The organism is Pseudomonas orientalis (assembly GCF_001439815.1).
GTDB lineage: Bacteria > Pseudomonadota > Gammaproteobacteria > Pseudomonadales > Pseudomonadaceae > Aquipseudomonas > Aquipseudomonas orientalis.
Genome location: NZ_JYLM01000002.1, coordinates 409425 through 426523, shown reverse-complemented (window position 1 = coordinate 426523; position 17099 = coordinate 409425). Strand labels below are relative to the sequence as shown.

Below are 17099 nucleotides of genomic sequence, written 5' to 3'. Positions count from 1 at the left end.
AAGCTCCGACCCCTGCCAAGCGGTCCGGCCGCGGCGCACAACAATAAGGCCGTGACTCACAACAACTGATCGGGCTGCCCGATGTCGATATCATGCAACGTTGCCCACCCGCCCTGACGGACGCTTTTGCCAATGGACCGCCGCAACCCCTATCTGGACACCCACTTCTGCTTCGATCACCCAGAGGCTCTGGACCAGGCTGGTGTATTTGACGCCAGCGCGCGGCAGGTCATGGGCAGCGCGATCGGCCATTACCGCGCGCAGACAGTGCGGTCGCACCTGCAGTATTTCGACTGCGATTTGCAGTTCCCTGAACCGTTACGCATCCACAAGGTGCTGCCCGACAGCGTTTGCATCGTGCAGGTACTGGGTGGGCAATGGCAGCATCGGGTAGACGGTCGCCTAAATGAATACACCCTCGGCGCGCCTCATGTGCTGGGCTTGAGCGAAAGCATGGAAGCCATGGACCAGATGCCTGCCGGCAGCCGTGCGCGCATGGCCGGGCTGCGCATCGGCGGCGACTATCTGCGCGAATTGGCCGAAGAAGACCCGTCACTGCAATCGCTGGCCAGGCTGCTCGACGATGGCATGCACTTTTCAGAACTGCACGGCTGCCGTGTCGTCGGGCGTTTGTTCGAGCGCCTTTATCACTCGCCCTACCAAGGGACGTTGGAACGGCTGAATCAGGAAAGCCTGAGCCTGGCCGTGCTGGTCGAGCTGGCGACGCACCTGGCGCCATCGCCGGCCAACCCTGTGGCCGCGTTGCGCAGCCATTCGGACCTGGCGCACGAAGCACGCTTCAAGCTCGACGCCAACCTGATGAACCCACCCGGCACTCTGGCGCTGGCCCGGGAGCTGGGCGTGGGTGAAACCACCCTCAGACGTGCCTTCAGCCGGGTGTACGGGCAGTCGATGCTTGATTACGTGCGCCAACAGCGCCTGGAACTGGCGCGCAACCTGCTGCGCCAGCGCAAATGGCACGTCGCACAGATTGCCCACCGTCTGGGCTACGCCAACCCTGCCAACTTCAACCATGCGTATAAGGCGTATTTCGGCCATCCGCCAGGGGCGGAGTTCTGACGTTCGGTGCGCCTGCTCTGCTGGCTTATGCATCAGTGCGTCAAAAGGCTCACCTCTTGGCCTCTTGCTCGGGGCATTGTCAGCGTTCTAAACCTACTCGGGCCCTTCGGCTAGCCACTGTCTCTTGAGTCGATTGCTCGAATTTTCGAGCGGTTGTCTGCTCTGTGCTTATGGTCTGGCACCGACGGCATGAAACGCATTGAACATGTTTGGCGTTGAGGGGCATCCATGACAGGCCGCTATCGGCCAATAGAAGTCATTCAGATATGCCAATGAAACCAAACTCGATTCAGGTCTCCCAAGACAAGACCTGCTTTGGCAAAGAGATCTGGTAGTCATTCGATCATGACATTGTCGCCGCCATGTGCAGTGTCCAAGGATTTAACGGTCCGACGATCCTCAAAACTGTCGACCTTCAGTCGTTAAATTTACCTACGGTTTCCGACAGACGCTGTCCGAGCAATCGAAGCCCCTCGCTGGACCTCTCCAGGCGCTCTCCAACATTTGCACTGCTTTCGCTGACTTCACGAACACGAGTCATGCTGAGCGCTACCTGAGTGGCCATGGTTCTCTGGGACTCGGCGGCAATGGCAATTTGCTGATTGAGCTCATCAATACTCGCGATGGCCAGCGAGATATCGTCGAGAGCCGTCGCAGCATGGTCGGCCAGCAGGACGACGTTACGGGTCAACGCTCCGCTACTTTCCATGCGCACCACGGCGGTATCTGCTCCTTTCCGCAGCTGTTGCATGAGCTGTTCAATGTGCACCGTCGAGTCGCGCGTACTCATGGATAAAGCTCGAACCTCATCGGCGACTACAGCAAATCCTCGCCCTTGCTCACCGGCCCTTGCTGCCTCGATAGCAGCATTGAGTGCAAGCAAATTGGTTTGCTCGGAGACAGACTTAATGACATCGAGAGCCTTGCCAATCTGGATGCTCTCGTGACGCAGATGACGCATCGCTTCGGTAGAGGCTTCAATATCGCCCGAAAGGTGGATGACTTGCTCAGTGACACGCTGAACAACCTCTCCCCCGCTGCTGACCCTGCTACGCGCCTGCTCGGTTTCAATGCTTGCTCGTTCGGCATTGAGGGCGACCTGCTCGGCTGTTCCGGAGACCCTGCGCATGGCTTCCAGAGTCTGCTCGGTTTCCAGGAGCTGTTGCCTGACATCACTTTGCGTCTGAGCGGATATCAACGAAAGCTCTGACGTGTCAGCCCCCAACTGTGCGATACCTGACCCCATATGGCCGACCAATCCTCGAATGCTTGCCACCATGACATGCACTGTGGACTGGACGTCGCCAAGCTCATCCTTGCGCGCTACCACAAAAACAGGGTCGCCCAACCGGCCGGCCGCTACCCGTTTGGCGAGGATCAGGATTTCATTCAACGGGGACACGATCGAGCGCCGGATAATCCAACACGCCAGCAGGCTGACCACTATGGACATCACCGCCGCCCCGAGCAGCAATTTCTCGGCCCGACTCCCGGCATTGAGCATCAGTGCCTGCTCCTCGGACGATGCATGCCTAGCCAACGCCAAAACCTGATCAGCCTGACCGCGCATTTTTTGCGCGCTCAACCGACTCTCTACCTGGCTGTCACTAAAAGTGTTGAACCGCAGCCGATATTGCTCCAGATTTTCCTTGGCCATTTGCAGGGGTTGCTGCTGGGCTAGAGGTAGATACGTGAGCAAATGGTCGATGGCTGTATGGGTATCAGCCATTGCCATGTCCCAAGCGGCACGGTGGTCATCGTCGGGTTCGAGAATGAAGGAGGCTTCACGATCACGCACACTCAATAGCTTGCGCATCAATGCCGCCGTCTGATCAAGATCGGTGAACCTGTCGCTGGATATGGCAGCGTGTCCGGCACCACTGCTAAAGTTATCGAGCAGATCAAGAAAGACCAATTCGAAGCTTTCTGCCGCCGTACGTGCCTGGTCCTGCATCCCCAATTGCGCGAGATATCCAGCGTTCAACAGGCCTGCATAAGCTTCGAATTGTGCTTGATAGAGATCAATGGCCTCCAGCATCTCTGACCAGGGTTTATCAGATGCTTTCTGTTCAAGCAGCAAGCTTTTTAAGCGTTTCGACAGCGACAGCAAGCGACTGCTTGATCTCTTGCTGTTGATCATCGGCACGACTCAACGCAAAGCGGTTTTCGGCGACTCGGGCACGCAGCACCCGTTCATTGATAACCATGACCTTGTTCAACTGTTCATTGCCATTGAACAGAAAGTGCTGACTGACTAAAGCAGTAGCAATCACACCAATGGTTACCAACACGGCGAGCGCAAAACCAAACGCCAGTTTGCCGCCGACCGAGAGATCACCAAGAGCGCGTTTAAAAAATCCAGGCGATATAGGGCCAGGCCGAGGCTCACCCGTGAGGTGGGAATCAAGCATTGTCATAGCGGGTTTCTTGTTTTAGTGGCTGTAGGCACTCGTTACAACGAGTACAAACGGATCGCGGCGCGCCAAAGCTAAAGCTTCAAACCGAGCCGTTCCATGGCCTCATGGGCCTCGATGATCATCCCGGACACTTCGGCGACGGTGACATGCAGCTTGGTTGCCCGCGATCTCATGTGTTCGTAGGCCTGAGTCTCGGTCAGGTTTTGACGTTCGACCAACACACGAATGGCTTTTTCGATCTGTCGACGGGACTTTATGGTCAGCTCCAGTTTGTCGATCTTCCCCTGCAAGCGTTCCTGGTAGCTATACGAGGCTCTGGCCAGTACCAGCGTGCTAAGAATTCCGGAAGATCGAAACGGTTTTGAAATCACCCCGTGAGCGCGCGTATCGAGCAACAACTTCAAGATGGTCGGGCTTTCGTAGTCGGAAAGCGCGATGAGCGCCGCGTTGACGGAGGCGCCCGACCAGATCTTGTTGCCTTCCAGCTCCTGCGTTATCTGAAAGAGAATGACGTCGACGTCCGCAGGGGGCTCTGAGGGGAATGGCCAGACGATCTTCACCCGGCAGCCAATTCTTTTAAGCTGTTGCATGACAATATCGCGGTCATCCCCGGGGGGATAAACAAACGCAACGCAGATACTGCGCAAATCTTCATAGAGACGGCGAAGGCTGGAACTCATGGCGTTACCTCAACCAAAACTCAGAGAACCCGAAAGTGGAGAGGTAAGGATCGGGTTTGACGGGGCCCGAACCTTCCCATACGACGTCGAACTGCCCATCACTGCGGCAGATGCCGATTCGGGGCGTCAGGGCGCAATGGTTATTTTCCGCATCAATCGCTATTGGCCCTTCTGGCGAAGCGAATTTCACCTTGTGTACGGCGTCGACTAATTTGCGCCTGTCCAGACTACCAGCTCGCTCCAGGGCACGCGCAAACAGGTGAACCTGGGAATAGGCCATTTCCGACCAGGTGCTGGTTGGCCGATCGCCGAAGCGTGTGCGCCAAAGCTCAATGAACCGTTGATTACTATCGTTGCGCAGCGAACCGAAATAGGTGGCAGCGGTGATGTGGCCTTCACACAGTTGCGGCCCGATCAAACGGATTTCTTCTTCGGTCATGGAGAGGCTGGCAATGGGTATTTTTTTGGGATCCAGTCCATGCTCTCCATACAACTGATAGAAAGAGCGGGCCGACTGTCCGACGAGGGTCGAAAACACAACATCCGGCTGGGCTTCGCGGATTTCATTCAAAACGTCCTTGAGTTGTTCTACGCCTGCGTCGATGGGCAGGTAGACCTCATCTACAATCTCGCCGCCGTATTGTTCAACGACGTCCCGCATGATGCGATTGGATTCACGCGGATAGATGTAGTCCGCGCCCACCAAAAAAAACCGGGTGCCCTTGTTTTGCAACAGGTAGGCGGCCAGTTGAATGCTGTTCTGATTGGGTACGGCACCGGTATAAATGATGTTCGGGGAATATTCGAACCCTTCATAGAACGAGCAATACCAAAGCAACGCGTTATGGCGTTCGATGAGCGGCAGCACCGCTTTTCGGCTGGAAGATCGGGAACAACCAAAAATGACGTTGATCTCATCTTCGATCAGCAACTTGCCGGTCAAGCGTCGGTATTCTTCCGCCGCCCCCTTGGGGTCATATGCAGTTGGGATCAACGGCAGATTCAGGACGCCACCCAGGGCGTTTATTTCCTCGATCGCCAGCGCAGTACCAAAAAAATGTTCGGACTCGGTGACACCGGTAGCACCCGAGCGCGAGTACAAGATGCCGATAGGCCACCCCTGATCTTTAGTGACTGCTGTCTTGGTGTTGGGCATGACGCTCACCTATTGATCAAAAATATCTTGTAGTTCGGTTGCGGACCTGATGCTTTGGATAGCCAACATCAACAATATCCTCGCTTTCTGCGAACTCAGGTCATTGGCGAAGATCACACCGGCCTCTTTCAAGGTACTGCCGCCCCCGGCAAAGCCATAGAGGGGCCTGACCCGACCACGGGGGACGCGTGTGGCAATGACCACCGTGACATCGGCTTCGATGGCCTGCGAAATGGCCGCATACACCTCGGCATTCACATTTCCCGCCCCCAGGGCCTGAATGACGATCCCCCTGGCCCCCGCCTGGACGGCAGCGTTCAACGAGGTAGCGTCGGCGCCGGCGTACATGGCCACAATGTCAACGCGAGGCAAGCTGTCTCGCCCCAGCGACAAGTATTGTCGACGACAGGATGAGCGATAAAAAATGACCGTATCGCCGTCCACTCTTCCGAGAAAACCGGCATCGCCCGAGTTGAACGACTCAACGTCCGAGGTATGGGTTTTGCTGACTTCCCGTGCAGCGTTGATCTGATCGTTCAGGACCGCCATCACGCCCTTGCCCGAAGACTCAGGCTCAACGCAGACCCTGGCACCGCTCAAAAGGTTGCGTGGCCCGTCGAAGTCCGATTCGGATGCATTGCGTTGTGCGCCGATAAGCACAACAGGCTTGCTGGAGGTCAACGTCAAGTCGAGAAACCACGCGGTCTCTTCAAGGGTATCGGTGCCGTGGGACACCAGCACACCCGCGATATCCTGACGAGCCAACGCGGCTTCAATGACCTGATGCAACTGTACCCAGCGCTGCGGCCCCATTTCGACTGACGGGACATTAGACAGGTTATTGATTTCGAGCCGCGCGATCGTCGCTATGGCAGGCACGGCTTTGATCAAGTCGCTGCCCGACAACGCAGGTATTGGAGCCGACGTTGAAGGGTCAACTTGCATGGCAATTGTTCCGCCTGTGGCGATGAACAGGCACAACGGCAGGTCGTCAGTACTGGACAGGGCCATGAGCGTCACACCCTCAGATGATTGAAAATGGCTTCGGTAGCACCTGGCGCGCGGGCGTCGCCTTCCTCTTCGATCTCGCCTTGTTTGAGCACCAGGTATCGATCCGCCACCTTCAATGCGAATGGCACATTTTGCTCGATAAGTAGCATGGTTGTGCCGTGGAGTTGCCGCTCGTGCCCCAGTGCGACAGCGATCCGGTCAATCACCGAGGGCTGCAAGCCTTCAGTGATTTCGTCTAGCAGTATGATGGAGGGGCGCATCATTAACGCGCGCGCCACCAGCAGCATTTTTTGCTCGCCTCCCGACAACGTGCCGGCGTACTGCTTCAGACGGTCCTTGAACACCGGGAACACGGATTCGATGGCCGCGAAACGCTCATCGAACAGCGCATCTTTCTCGAGCCCCATGCGAAGGTTGTCCCGGATGCTGAGTTCGGTGAAAAGCGATTTTTCCTGGGCCGCATAAGCGATGCCTACGTGTGCGACTCGATGAGGCGACAGCCGGGTAATGTCACAGTCGTTGACTTGAACAGCACCGTGTTTCTTGGGCAGATACCCCATGATGGTCTTGAGCAATGTCGTCTTGCCCATGCCGTTTTTGCCCAGCAAAGCGACCGCTTCGCCGGCCGCGATTTTGAACGACATATCCCGTATGACGACGGACGCCCTGTAACCGCTCGTAACTGAATTCAGTTCCAACGTGGCACCGTTCATACGACCTCCCGTGGAGCAAGTGCAGATCCGGCATAAATCGTCTTGACCAGATCCGAGTTCACGACTTCTTCGAAAGTACCCTGCATGACCATCGCCCCTTGGTGTAATACCACGATTCGGGTAGCGATCTGTTCCACAAAATCCAGATCGTGTTCAACCAGCAGGCAACACAACTTGTAGCGGTTTGCGAGCATGGAAAGCACCACACCGATTTGCGTGCGCTCGGTCTTTGTCAGCCCTGCGGTAGGCTCGTCGAGCAGCACGATACGAGGTTCCAGGGCCAGCACCATGGCCAGTTCCAACGCTTGCTGTTCACCGTGCGACAGGTCTCGAGCGACCACGTCCAGCATGCTATCCAGCCCGGTAACCCGCAAAACGTCCAAGGCATAGGATGGCAAAGCCAACGTATCCGACCGAGTGAAAAACGTGGGGCGTTCGTGCAGGGTGCCAGCCATACGCAAACACTCGGCGACGGTCAGGGATTCGAAAATATTGGCATTCTGAAATTTGCGCCCAAGACCAAAACGAACACAGGCCTCAGCCGGAAGCCGACGGATATCGTTACCGCATAGATGCACCGTCCCGGATGTACGGTCAGCCCCGTCGCTCATGCACCGCATCAGTGTTGTTTTACCGGCACCATTGGGGCCGATCAGTCCAACCAGATCACCGGCCTCAGCCTTGAGGTTGATCCCCTGCAAGACTTTGAGCGAACCATAGCTCTTCGTCACATCTTCCATCAGGAGTGCAGGCACGCCATCCGATTCGGGAACAGCTTTCCCCGCACGTTCAACCAGCGCAGGTACCCGCCGCGAACGCGCACCGAACCCCAAGGGCTTGAACAATGCCGGGACGATCCCTTGCGGCAGCAAGACGATCACCAGCACAAAGGACAGGCCGAGAATCAGTTGCCACAGAAACGGCATGCGACTGCCAAGATAGGCCGTGGCAACGTTAATCAGAATCGCCCCCGCCATGGGCCCCCACAACGTTCCGCGTCCACCCAATGCCACCCAGATGATCAACTCGGTACCCAAGACGAAACCGGATAACTCGGGCGCCACCACGCCACTGAAGGCGCCATAGCCAAAACCTGCGACCCCTGTAATCGCCGCAGTTGCAATCAGCAGCAGGATTTTGATAGTCGGGACGTTGATCCCCAGGTACGCACATCTGGACTCGTTGTCACGGATCGACGCCAGCACACGCCCTGCATCACTGCGTACGAACAGCCAGGCGAAAAGCCCGATCAGTGCCACGCCACTCCCGGCGATCCAGTACCAGGCATTCAGCGACAAGTCGAAGGTGTCATAGCCGGTCAGGCCCGAACTGGAGCCCGTCCACTCACCGCCGGACAGCAGTAACTGGGTCATTACGATGGGCAACACCAGCGAGATAACCGTGGCAAAAAACGGCGAGGCACCCCGGTAGAAGGACAGCCACCCGACCAGCCCTGCAACCACCATCGGGACGACAACCGCGAGCCCGATGGCGATAGCGATAGTGCCTGGCGACAGGCCAAAGTGAGTAAAAACCAAGCCTGCGGCATACGCACCAATACCAAAGAACGCCGACTGCCCGAAGGTGAGATATCCGGTGTAACCCCACAGCACATCCACCGTGATGACGACGATCGAAAACAGAAAGGCCTTGATCAGCAGGTTGAGAACATAGCTGTCGAAAATCCATGGCCCTGCGACCAGCAATGCGATGCCGACCAGAGCCAGCATGCCCGAACGGCCCCATGCTCCCTGGCGACTGGACCCCGTGGATCTGGTGTTCGCCGCGTGCAACGTAGAGTTAGTCATGTGCGAACCCCTTTGGACGAATACGCAAGGTCAACGCCGCCAACACGGCAATCGTGAGCCCGCCAAGCACCGGACTCGCATAGGTGCTCACGATGACTTGGCATGCACCGAACACCGCGCACGTCACGATCAGGCTGGGCATCGAATGCCCGGAGACCATGACGAGCATGAAGGCAGAAACCAGCCAGGTAAGCCCCATGCCCGGGTCGATACTCGAAAGCGGACTGATCCAGGCGCCTGCCAATGTACCCAGGCCCGCGCCCAGACTGAAGGTAATGAAGCGTATACGCCCGGCATGGATGCCCAGGCCACTGGCCAACTCCTCGTTCATGATGACGGCGCGGGTTTTGACACCGAAGCGGGTGCCGTTGAGTAGCCCCGTCAGCAACGCGCACAGGCCGAGTGCCAGTGGAATCAACAGCAATCGATAGGCGGAGTAATCCGTTCCACCCAGCGACCAGGTTCCTGTCAAAGGCACGTCTGCAAACTTCACATCCCGGCCAAAGGCAAGAATGATCAGTTGACCGATCACGATACCCAGCCCCCACGTTGCCAGGATGGCATCCAAGGGGCGCTTATAGAGTGGCCGAACAATCAGGTACTCGATGATCGCGCCGACAATAATGCCGGTCGCGAGAGCCAGCGGCCAGGCAAGCCAAGGGCTCCATCCCAGTTGGGTCACGACAAACGCCGCATACCCTCCCATGGTCAGCAAGGCACCGTGGGCAAAGTTGACGATTTTCATTATTCCGAAAATCATCATCAGGCCCGCAGTAACAATGAACAGCATGGCTATTGTTGTTGTTATATCTAGAATTAACACCATGACGTCTCCCTCCGGGGAGAATGCAACGTGAAGCGTTACTGAGTAATCAAGCAGTGGACTATTTCAAATTCGGGCATTGAATACCTGGGCTGACTCCTTCTTGGGTTTCAAGAATGCGAATAGACCCATCGCTTTGTATTTGGCCCAGACGCATGGCCAAGGGTGTATGACGGCTGGCATTCATCTGCACAACGCCACGCGGCCCGACGATCGATACATCGTTCAGCGCCTCTACGACCGCAGCGGAGTCGATGGAGTTGGCTTTTTCCACCGCAGCCTTGTAGAGAAAGAAGGCTTCATATTGCGGCTCGGAAAGTTCGTTTGGCGTGGACAGGTTCCCGCCAAACTTCTGGCCGAGGTCACTCAGGAATTTTTTATTTTCCGGCGTGTCGATGCTGGTCAAGTACGAGGCCGACATGTACATACCTGATGCCACATCCCCCATGGTCTTGCCGGTGCCTTCGTCGATAGCCAGGTTGCCATAAGGCAGTGTCAACGCCGCCGCTTTCAACTGTTTGGCCAATGAAACGTTAGGTGCGCCACCCGCTGTGGCACTGATAAGCGCGTCAGGTTGCGTCGAGCGAATCTTTGAAATAATGGCCGTCCAGTCACTTCCGTCCATCGGCAGGTACTCTTCACCGATGACCTTCCCGCCGTGTTGCTCAATGTACGCTTTGGTAAACTTCAGCATGCCCCGGCCAAAGGCGTAATCGCTCCCGACAAGAAAGTAGTTTTTTGCCCCGAGTTTCTGGCTGAAGTAATCCACTACAGGGGCAACTTGCTGTTCGGGTACCCAACCGTTTACATACATCCACTTATTGCAAGAACGGCCTTCATAGAACGAGGTATAGATATAGGGCACGCGACCTCGGGAAATAACCGGTAAGGCGGCGTTGCGCGCCGCGCTACTTTCCATCGCGATAATGGCGTTTACTTTCTTTTCCAGCACCAGCGTATCAAAGGCTTTCTGCGCCCCTATTGCGCCGGAAGCATCATCAACAATCTCCAACTGCACCGGACGACCGAGGATCCCCCCGGCGGCGTTGATTTGCTCCACAGCGAGTTCTGAGGACTGGACAACAGCCGGTGCCACGACGCTATTGGCGCCTGACAACCCCACTGCCACACCAATCTTGATCGGTTCAGCGGCATGTCCCTGAGTGGCTACGAGTGCTGAAGCGGCTAGAACGGCGATGCGGATGAGGGGGTAAGTGGATTTCATGTGAGTATCCTCAATCGTTTTTATTGTAGATAAGGGGGGTTAGTAGCGAGGTAGCTGCCAGCCGGTGCCCAGCATGGGGTCGTAGATATCGGTGCGTCGGTCACGCAGGACCGTGTTGAATGTCGTGAGGTGCCGGGATTGGCGGGACGCCTTCAGATTGATATCGGCGTAAAGGATTTGCTGGCGGTCTGCGCTGCCTGGAGCAGCCAATGGCCAACCGTCGGCGCCGACAATGATGCTGTTGCCCACAAAGAGCTGACCGCGCTCGGTGCCTACACGGTTAGCGCAAATGATGTTCAGACCGTTGACGTGCGCATTGGCCATGGCCAGGGTATTGGCCATGATCATGGCGCCGTTACCCTGCCCCGGCATTGGTACCCAGTTGGTTGGCATGCAGACGATATCCGCGCCTTGCATGGCCAGCAGCCGATAGACTTCCGGGAACCAGCCGTCATAGCAGATGATCATCGCCAAGCGGCCAAAAGGCGTATGGAACACCGGTAAACCAAAGTCGCCGACCTCGAAATACAGATGTTCGTCACCCCACAGATGGAGCTTGCGATAAGTCCCCACGTAACCTTCGGGGCCGACCATGACGGCAGCGTTGTAAAGCTTATGACACACTCGTTCGGCAACGCCGCCAATGATGTAAACATTGTGCTGACGGGCAGCGTCTTCCCACGCCTGGGTGCTGAAGCCTGCCGGTACTGACTCCGCCAGTTCAAATGCCTCTTCACGACTGGAAAAGACATAACCGCTACTGACCAACTCGGGCAGTACAACGATCTGCGCACCGGCGCTGGCCGCTTCGGCGATCAAGCGCAGCGACACTTCCAGGTTTTCAGCCTTGCAGCCCACTCGTGGCTCCATTTGTACGGCTGCCACCGTGATGCTCGGAAATTCCTGGGTTTCGTTAGTGGATTGCGAAGTCGACATTAAATTTTTTCCAAAAAAAAGCCCCCGAATGCGCTATCCACGCAAATCAGGGGCTTCTATAGCCGATATGTACCCAGCAATATTGCTGAGGGCCTGCAATTTCTGACGAGAAAAGGCGACCGATGGGATTAACGTTACACAGGCCTAACGAACGTTGTCAACGCATTTTTTTCGACAAAATCGAACCCTCTAACATAGCTAACTCTGCCGGGCGGCCGTCATGCCGTAGCGAGGTCGCCTGAATGTGAATGACGCGTAAATGGATTCCGTCCAGCGGACTGCAATGCGACGACCGACCTTGCTTCGAGATGTTTTCTGCACCCACGGCACTGGACGTCCACACCGGTGAGTTTAGCTGGGACATCTGCATTCCAGTGCGGGCGCCGTAACGCAACTCCCGTGTGCCGCCTCGTTTAGTGGCGTTAGCGAACCGAATTCACCAGCCACTACCGTTATGCCATGCAGCGGCATGGCTATACGCAATATCGAGCAAAAAATAAGAGCCCATATCCCTAAAGACCATCCGTTAAAGCCCGCCCTTGATCTCGCTGACAGGTGAAAATCTGACGAATTAATTCTGTTTACTCGACATGTTTTTACGGCCTAAAGCGGACGATCACGAATGGCAGCTATGGGTCGAAAGCGATCATCCGTGAGCGGCAGCTATCGGGCCAAAAGGTGCGGCTCACCGGAGATAAGTTCGAAGGTCCCAGCGCCTGGAATGAGTCCCTCTTAGCCGCAAAATAAGCCTGTTGACATGCATCTCAACGCGCCGCACATTGGCCTATCCGAAGAAAATCTTTAAGCGCCGCCTGATAGAGCGTCAATGGCTGATTGTCTGTATTGAATAGTGCAAATGGAATCATCGTGAGATGTGAAAACGACGTGGAGTTTATCGAGTAGGTTTTCTGCCTGCAAAAGCGCCGACCCTTATTCAATATAAAATCAAACTTGAAAAGGTTTGTCCGAGTACACCAACTGGGGATCAAACCCAGACTCAGGCCCGTCAAGTAATCTTGTCCGCAAGCGCCGCCAGATGAGAACTCCGATATCTTTATTTCTAATGCCGGCAGGGTCGAGGTGGCAAAACTGGAGTCCGCATCCTGTGCATTGGGAATAACTTTGAGCGTCGCTGCATATGCGTCCTTGCCGAAGCGACTGTCTTTCCATGGTGAGTTTATTGCGTAACTGAAGCTAGAGATGATTTCTTGTGTGTCCGGTTCAGCGGGTTCGTTGATTGTCGGCTGGGACGAATAAGATGTGCAGCCGGAGCAGAATATAGCAATGCTGATAAACATAAACCCGTTGGCTTTTAAGCGACGCATACTCAGCTTTCCCTAACTATCAATTAGCCGACATTCCTGTGACTTAATGCCGTATAGCATCTTATCTACACGCCGGGTTGCCAAATCAGAATAACAGCATAAAACCGGGGTCAGATCACAAGTCAAATATAACCCCGCTTTTACGCTGGTAGCCTGACCCGTCTTTTCCCTACAGCGTCGGTAACCGGTCCAACGCACAAGTACGTTCTATTTTCGGCTCACCGGCCGTGGGCACGCGTACGCCCGAATCGATATTGAATATTTCAATGTAACAATGGCTTAGCGAGCCCGGGACGTCGACAATCCCTCCCTTGATCACATAACGTGCGCCCGGCGCAAACTCGCTGACAAATGCTACGCTGCAAGAGCGATTGGCATTGGCCGCGCCGCGCATTTCCAGGTGCAGCGGCTTGCCGGCTTCAACAGGAAAAAAACCCTCCGGCGTCGAGACATTCTTATAAACGGAAACCAACTGCTTCCCCATCCCGGACTCAGTCGCCACGGTTCTGCCGTATTTGCAGCCGATGGCAGGCGCCTGAACCAGAGTCACGCCGTTTCGATAATTTTCCATAGAGACCAACTCGCTGCGGATCATCGCCTGGGGCGCCCCCGCAGGCACAAGGTATTTCGGCGCTGGGGCGCAGCCTGCAAGCAACAGAACTGAACACAGGTAAAGAGGCTTCATAATTTCCTTATTAATGGCGCAAGAGGCCGCGTTAACAGGCCTGATCAATCACAATGAGTCAAGCAATAAGTGAGAGAACGAGCACCTGACCAGACTTGAAATAAAGTGAATCGCCTCTGGTTTACTAGATTGGCGCATTGGTCGCCTTTGACCGATTCAAACTCTTCGTGAGAGGCAGGAATCGTCCCAAAGCGAACTGCCCCAAAGCCCCTCAGTCGACCAGAAGCCGCACGTTACTGTAATGAGTACGGGCATGCTGAACTAAAAAACATCCAGCCCCCTACAGAGCCCTGCCTTCTCAACACGCTCGCTTTCAGATTTCCCCGCCGGATTCAAGCGCTGCAACGCGACCAGGCACTGGCCACTCTCCAACAGGATCAGCTCATAGTCCTCACCCACCTGCGGGGTGAAGCGAAAGCTCTGCCGGCAACTGTAGGAATAGCCGCCGGAGGCGTAGCCTTCACTCTGGAAGTTCATGGCGAAAGGTATGCCCGCCGGCACCTTCAGCTCGGTACGCGCCAGCGCTTGCCCTTCCACGCGGCGGTGGCTCTCGGGCATGCCCAGGCTGCGCCCATTATTCTGATCGGCAAAGCCGGATTCGGACACGGCCATCACCCCGGCGCCGGGAACGCGCCAGTCGATGCAGTCGCGGCCCGGTACGCCACGCGCCATACCATTGGTAATGATGCGCAAACGCGCGGTATCACCTGAGGCGGGTTCAACATAGGCCGTGGAGTAAGCACGGATATTGGAAATATTGCCGCAGCCGCTCATGGCTAAGGCCAGGCCTGCGATCAGAAACGTTCTCATGGAAATCCCTTTTTTATGGTTCAACTGCAGTGATATGGACTTTCACTGCGCAGTTCTTCGCCGGTCCTGGCGTCACGAATGATCACCGTAGCCTTTGGGCTTAACCGACATATACCAACTATCCGCCAAGCGATACAGCAAGGTATATCGTCAACCCTCATGGCGCTCCACCAAAAAATCCACAAACGCCCTCACCCGCGCGGGCATCGCCGTGCCGCCCACAAACACCGCATGAATCGGCTCCACATCCCCTGGGTTATAAGCCTCCAGCAACGGCACCAGGTTCCCGCATTCAAGATCCTGCGCCACGCTGAACGCCCCCACCCGCGCAATCCCCGCCCCCAGCTTCGCCAGTTGCGCCAACACTTCTCCGCTATTCCCCTCAATCGTTCCCGCAACCTTCAGCGAAAACTCCCGCCCATCCACCCGAAACGGCCAGTCGGGAGCTGCCCTGCGAAAGTTGAAGCGCAGGCAGTTGTGCTGAAATAGGTCATGCGGCATCACCGGCGTGCCATGCCGGGCCAGGTAATCCGGGGAGGCGACGATGACTTGGCCGGTGGAGCCGATATGGCGGGCGGTCAAGGGGCTGTCGGGGAGTTCGCCGAAGCGGATTGCCACGTCCGCTTCGCCGCCGAGGATGTCCACCACTTCATCGCCGAGCATCAGGTCGACCACAATGGCGGGATAGCGGGCGCTGAAGGCGGCGATCAGTGGGACGATGGTCATGCGGCCATGGGCCAGGGCCGCGCTGACCCGCAGGCGCCCGCGTGGGGCACCCTGGTCGGCGATGGCGTCTTCGACTTCGGCCATGTCGGCGAGGATGCGCCTCGCGCCGCGCAGGTAGGCCTCGCCTTCGGCGGTGAAGGTGATGGCGCGGGTGGTGCGCAGCAGCAGCCGGGTGCCGATGCGCTGTTCGGTGCGGGTGATGATGCGGCTGATGGACGATGGCGTCAGCCCCAGGGCGCGCGCTGCGCCGGACAGGCTGCCATGCTCGGCGACCAGGGTGAACACTTCCATCTCGCCGGATCGACCGCCTATGTCCATTTTTGCCTCCTGCGCAAAGGTGTAGTTCCCAACCGAGGGCTACTGCTGGAAAAGGCTGGATTGTAGCATTCAGCACACAGATCAGGAGTCAGCCATGCGTATCAATCCACCCCTTGTAGCATTGTCCATCGGTGCCTTTGGCATCGGGGTCACCGAATTTGCACCCATGGGCATGTTGCCCGGTATTGCCGCCGATCTTGGCGTTTCCATTCCCGCCGCCGGGCTGTTGGTGAGTGCCTATGCCATGGGCGTGCTGATTGGTGCGCCGATCATGACGCTGGCGACGGCCAGGGTGCCACGCCGCTATCTGCTGATCGGGCTGATGGCGATTTTCACCCTGGGTAATTTGCTGTCGGCGCTGGCGACCAATTACCAGACCTTGATGATCGCCAGGCTAGTGACCTCGCTCAATCACGGGGCGTTTTTTGGAATCGGCTCTATTGTGGCCGCAAGCCTGGTAGCGCCCGAGAAGCGCGCGGGAGCTGTCGCTGCGATGTTCATGGGGCTGACCCTGGCAACCATTGGCGGTGTACCCCTGGCGACCTGGTTTGGCGAGAACTTTGGTTGGCGTACCGCGTTCTGGGGCATCAGTGGGCTCGGTGCGGTGGTCATGGCCGCACTCTGGTGGGCATTGCCGAATGCGCCCGCGCCGAAAGGCGGCAGCCTGATGGCGGAGATTCGCGTGCTGAGTCGCGGGCCGGTGCTGGCGGCATTGGCGCTGACGGTGGTGGGCTCCAGTGCGATGTTCACGGTGTTTACTTACATCGCGCCTATTTTGCGGGATGTCACCCACGCGTCGACCAATTTCGTTACCGGGATGCTTGTGCTGTTCGGCATCGGGCTGACCCTGGGCAACGTGTGGGGTGGCAAGTCTGCAGACCGTTCGGTGGACCGTACGCTCATCACCTCGCTGGTGGTATTGATCGCGGTGCTGCTGGCCTTCTCGGTGCTGATGCAATGGCCGCTGCCCGCCGCCTTGTCGATTCTGCTGTGGGGCGCCGCGAGTTTTGCCCTGGTGCCGCCGTTGCAGATGCGTGTGATGGAGGCAGCCAAAGACGCGCCCAACCTGGCCTCGGCTATGAATATTGGTGCGTTCAATTTCGGTAATGCGATTGGCGCGGCAGTGGGCGGCGCGGTGATCAACGCAGGGTTGGGCTACCCGGCCATTTCTCTGGCCGGTGCGTTGATGGCAGGGCTGGGTTTGCTGATGGTGCTGGGTTTGGGGTGGCGCTCGCGGCGTGTGGGTGCTCGCGCCTGCCGGGAAGCCGTGGAAGCCTGAGCGCGGGCGTTGCTATTGTGCGATTGCCGGGCGCTCCCACATTTGACCTTCACCAGCCCCTCTCCCCTTCCATCGCCCATGCGCCAAAAAAAGTCATGCATCGGACC

16 protein-coding genes are annotated in these 17099 nt (G+C 56.9%); 2 read left to right on the top strand and 14 right to left on the bottom strand.

The genetic code is table 11. The features are described from left to right. Positions 1 to 132 precede the first annotated feature (132 nt). Positions 133 to 1080: a helix-turn-helix transcriptional regulator gene (locus TU82_RS06190; RefSeq protein WP_057722246.1), complete on the top strand. Its 948-nt coding sequence runs from the start codon at positions 133 to 135 to the stop codon at positions 1078 to 1080. A 415-nt stretch (positions 1081 to 1495) separates the two neighbouring features. Here the strand turns inward: TU82_RS06190 and TU82_RS29495 are convergent, their stop codons facing one another. The 14 genes from TU82_RS29495 to TU82_RS06120 all read right to left on the bottom strand — a co-directional run bounded on the left by TU82_RS29495 (position 1496) and on the right by TU82_RS06120 (position 15713). After that, positions 1496 to 2533, bottom strand: coding sequence for a methyl-accepting chemotaxis protein (locus TU82_RS29495; protein ID WP_420893014.1), 1038 nt, complete (start codon positions 2531 to 2533; stop codon positions 1496 to 1498). 616 nt (positions 2534 to 3149) lie between these two features. Beyond that, positions 3150 to 3497, bottom strand: a complete 348-nt coding sequence (locus TU82_RS28620; RefSeq protein WP_057722244.1) for a hypothetical protein — start codon at positions 3495 to 3497, stop codon at positions 3150 to 3152. Between the two features lie 71 nt (positions 3498 to 3568). Then, the gene (locus TU82_RS06175) at positions 3569 to 4177 is read right to left on the bottom strand and encodes an ANTAR domain-containing response regulator (protein WP_057722243.1); all 609 of its coding nucleotides are present in this window, start codon (positions 4175 to 4177) and stop codon (positions 3569 to 3571) included. A 4-nt stretch (positions 4178 to 4181) separates the two neighbouring features. Beyond that, positions 4182 to 5333, bottom strand: a complete 1152-nt coding sequence (locus TU82_RS06170) for a transporter substrate-binding domain-containing protein (RefSeq protein ID WP_156421642.1) — start codon at positions 5331 to 5333, stop codon at positions 4182 to 4184. Positions 5334 to 5342: 9 nt separating this feature from the next. Then, entirely contained in the window at positions 5343 to 6344 is a 1002-nt protein-coding gene (locus TU82_RS06165; protein ID WP_057722241.1) for an asparaginase, read from the bottom strand. 5 nt (positions 6345 to 6349) lie between these two features. After that, positions 6350 to 7057 (bottom strand): branched-chain amino acid ABC transporter ATP-binding protein, encoded by a 708-nt coding sequence (locus TU82_RS06160; RefSeq protein WP_057722240.1) that lies wholly within the window; start codon positions 7055 to 7057, stop codon positions 6350 to 6352. Continuing rightward, complete coding sequence (locus TU82_RS06155; RefSeq protein WP_057722239.1) at positions 7054 to 8787, bottom strand: ABC transporter permease subunit; 1734 nt, start codon at positions 8785 to 8787, stop codon at positions 7054 to 7056. Before TU82_RS06155 ends, TU82_RS06160 begins: the two co-directional genes overlap by 4 nt. Before the next feature lie 70 nt (positions 8788 to 8857). Beyond that, positions 8858 to 9691, bottom strand: coding sequence for a branched-chain amino acid ABC transporter permease (locus TU82_RS06150; protein ID WP_057722238.1), 834 nt, complete (start codon positions 9689 to 9691; stop codon positions 8858 to 8860). Positions 9692 to 9749: 58 nt separating this feature from the next. Beyond that, positions 9750 to 10913: a substrate-binding protein gene (locus TU82_RS06145; RefSeq protein ID WP_057722237.1), complete on the bottom strand. Its 1164-nt coding sequence runs from the start codon at positions 10911 to 10913 to the stop codon at positions 9750 to 9752. 39 nt (positions 10914 to 10952) lie between these two features. Next, the gene (locus TU82_RS06140; RefSeq protein ID WP_057722236.1) at positions 10953 to 11849 is read right to left on the bottom strand and encodes a nitrilase family protein; all 897 of its coding nucleotides are present in this window, start codon (positions 11847 to 11849) and stop codon (positions 10953 to 10955) included. 764 nt (positions 11850 to 12613) lie between these two features. Further along, positions 12614 to 13174 carry a hypothetical protein gene (locus TU82_RS06135; protein ID WP_057722235.1) on the bottom strand — a complete coding sequence of 187 codons (561 nt, stop codon included), beginning with the start codon at positions 13172 to 13174 and terminating at the stop codon, positions 12614 to 12616. A 169-nt stretch (positions 13175 to 13343) separates the two neighbouring features. Continuing rightward, on the bottom strand, positions 13344 to 13859 hold the full coding sequence (locus TU82_RS06130; protein ID WP_057722234.1) for a hypothetical protein: 516 nt from the start codon (positions 13857 to 13859) through the stop codon (positions 13344 to 13346). Between the two features lie 261 nt (positions 13860 to 14120). Continuing rightward, a complete protein-coding gene (locus tag TU82_RS06125) occupies positions 14121 to 14669 on the bottom strand; it encodes a hypothetical protein (protein ID WP_057722233.1) in 549 nt (182 codons plus the stop codon). A gap of 150 nt (positions 14670 to 14819) precedes the next feature. After that, complete coding sequence (locus tag TU82_RS06120) at positions 14820 to 15713, bottom strand: LysR family transcriptional regulator (protein ID WP_057722232.1); 894 nt, start codon at positions 15711 to 15713, stop codon at positions 14820 to 14822. Between the two features lie 94 nt (positions 15714 to 15807). Between TU82_RS06120 and TU82_RS06115 the strand changes: the two genes are divergently transcribed. Continuing rightward, entirely contained in the window at positions 15808 to 16992 is a 1185-nt protein-coding gene (locus TU82_RS06115; protein WP_057722231.1) for an MFS transporter, read from the top strand. Positions 16993 to 17099 lie beyond the last annotated feature (107 nt).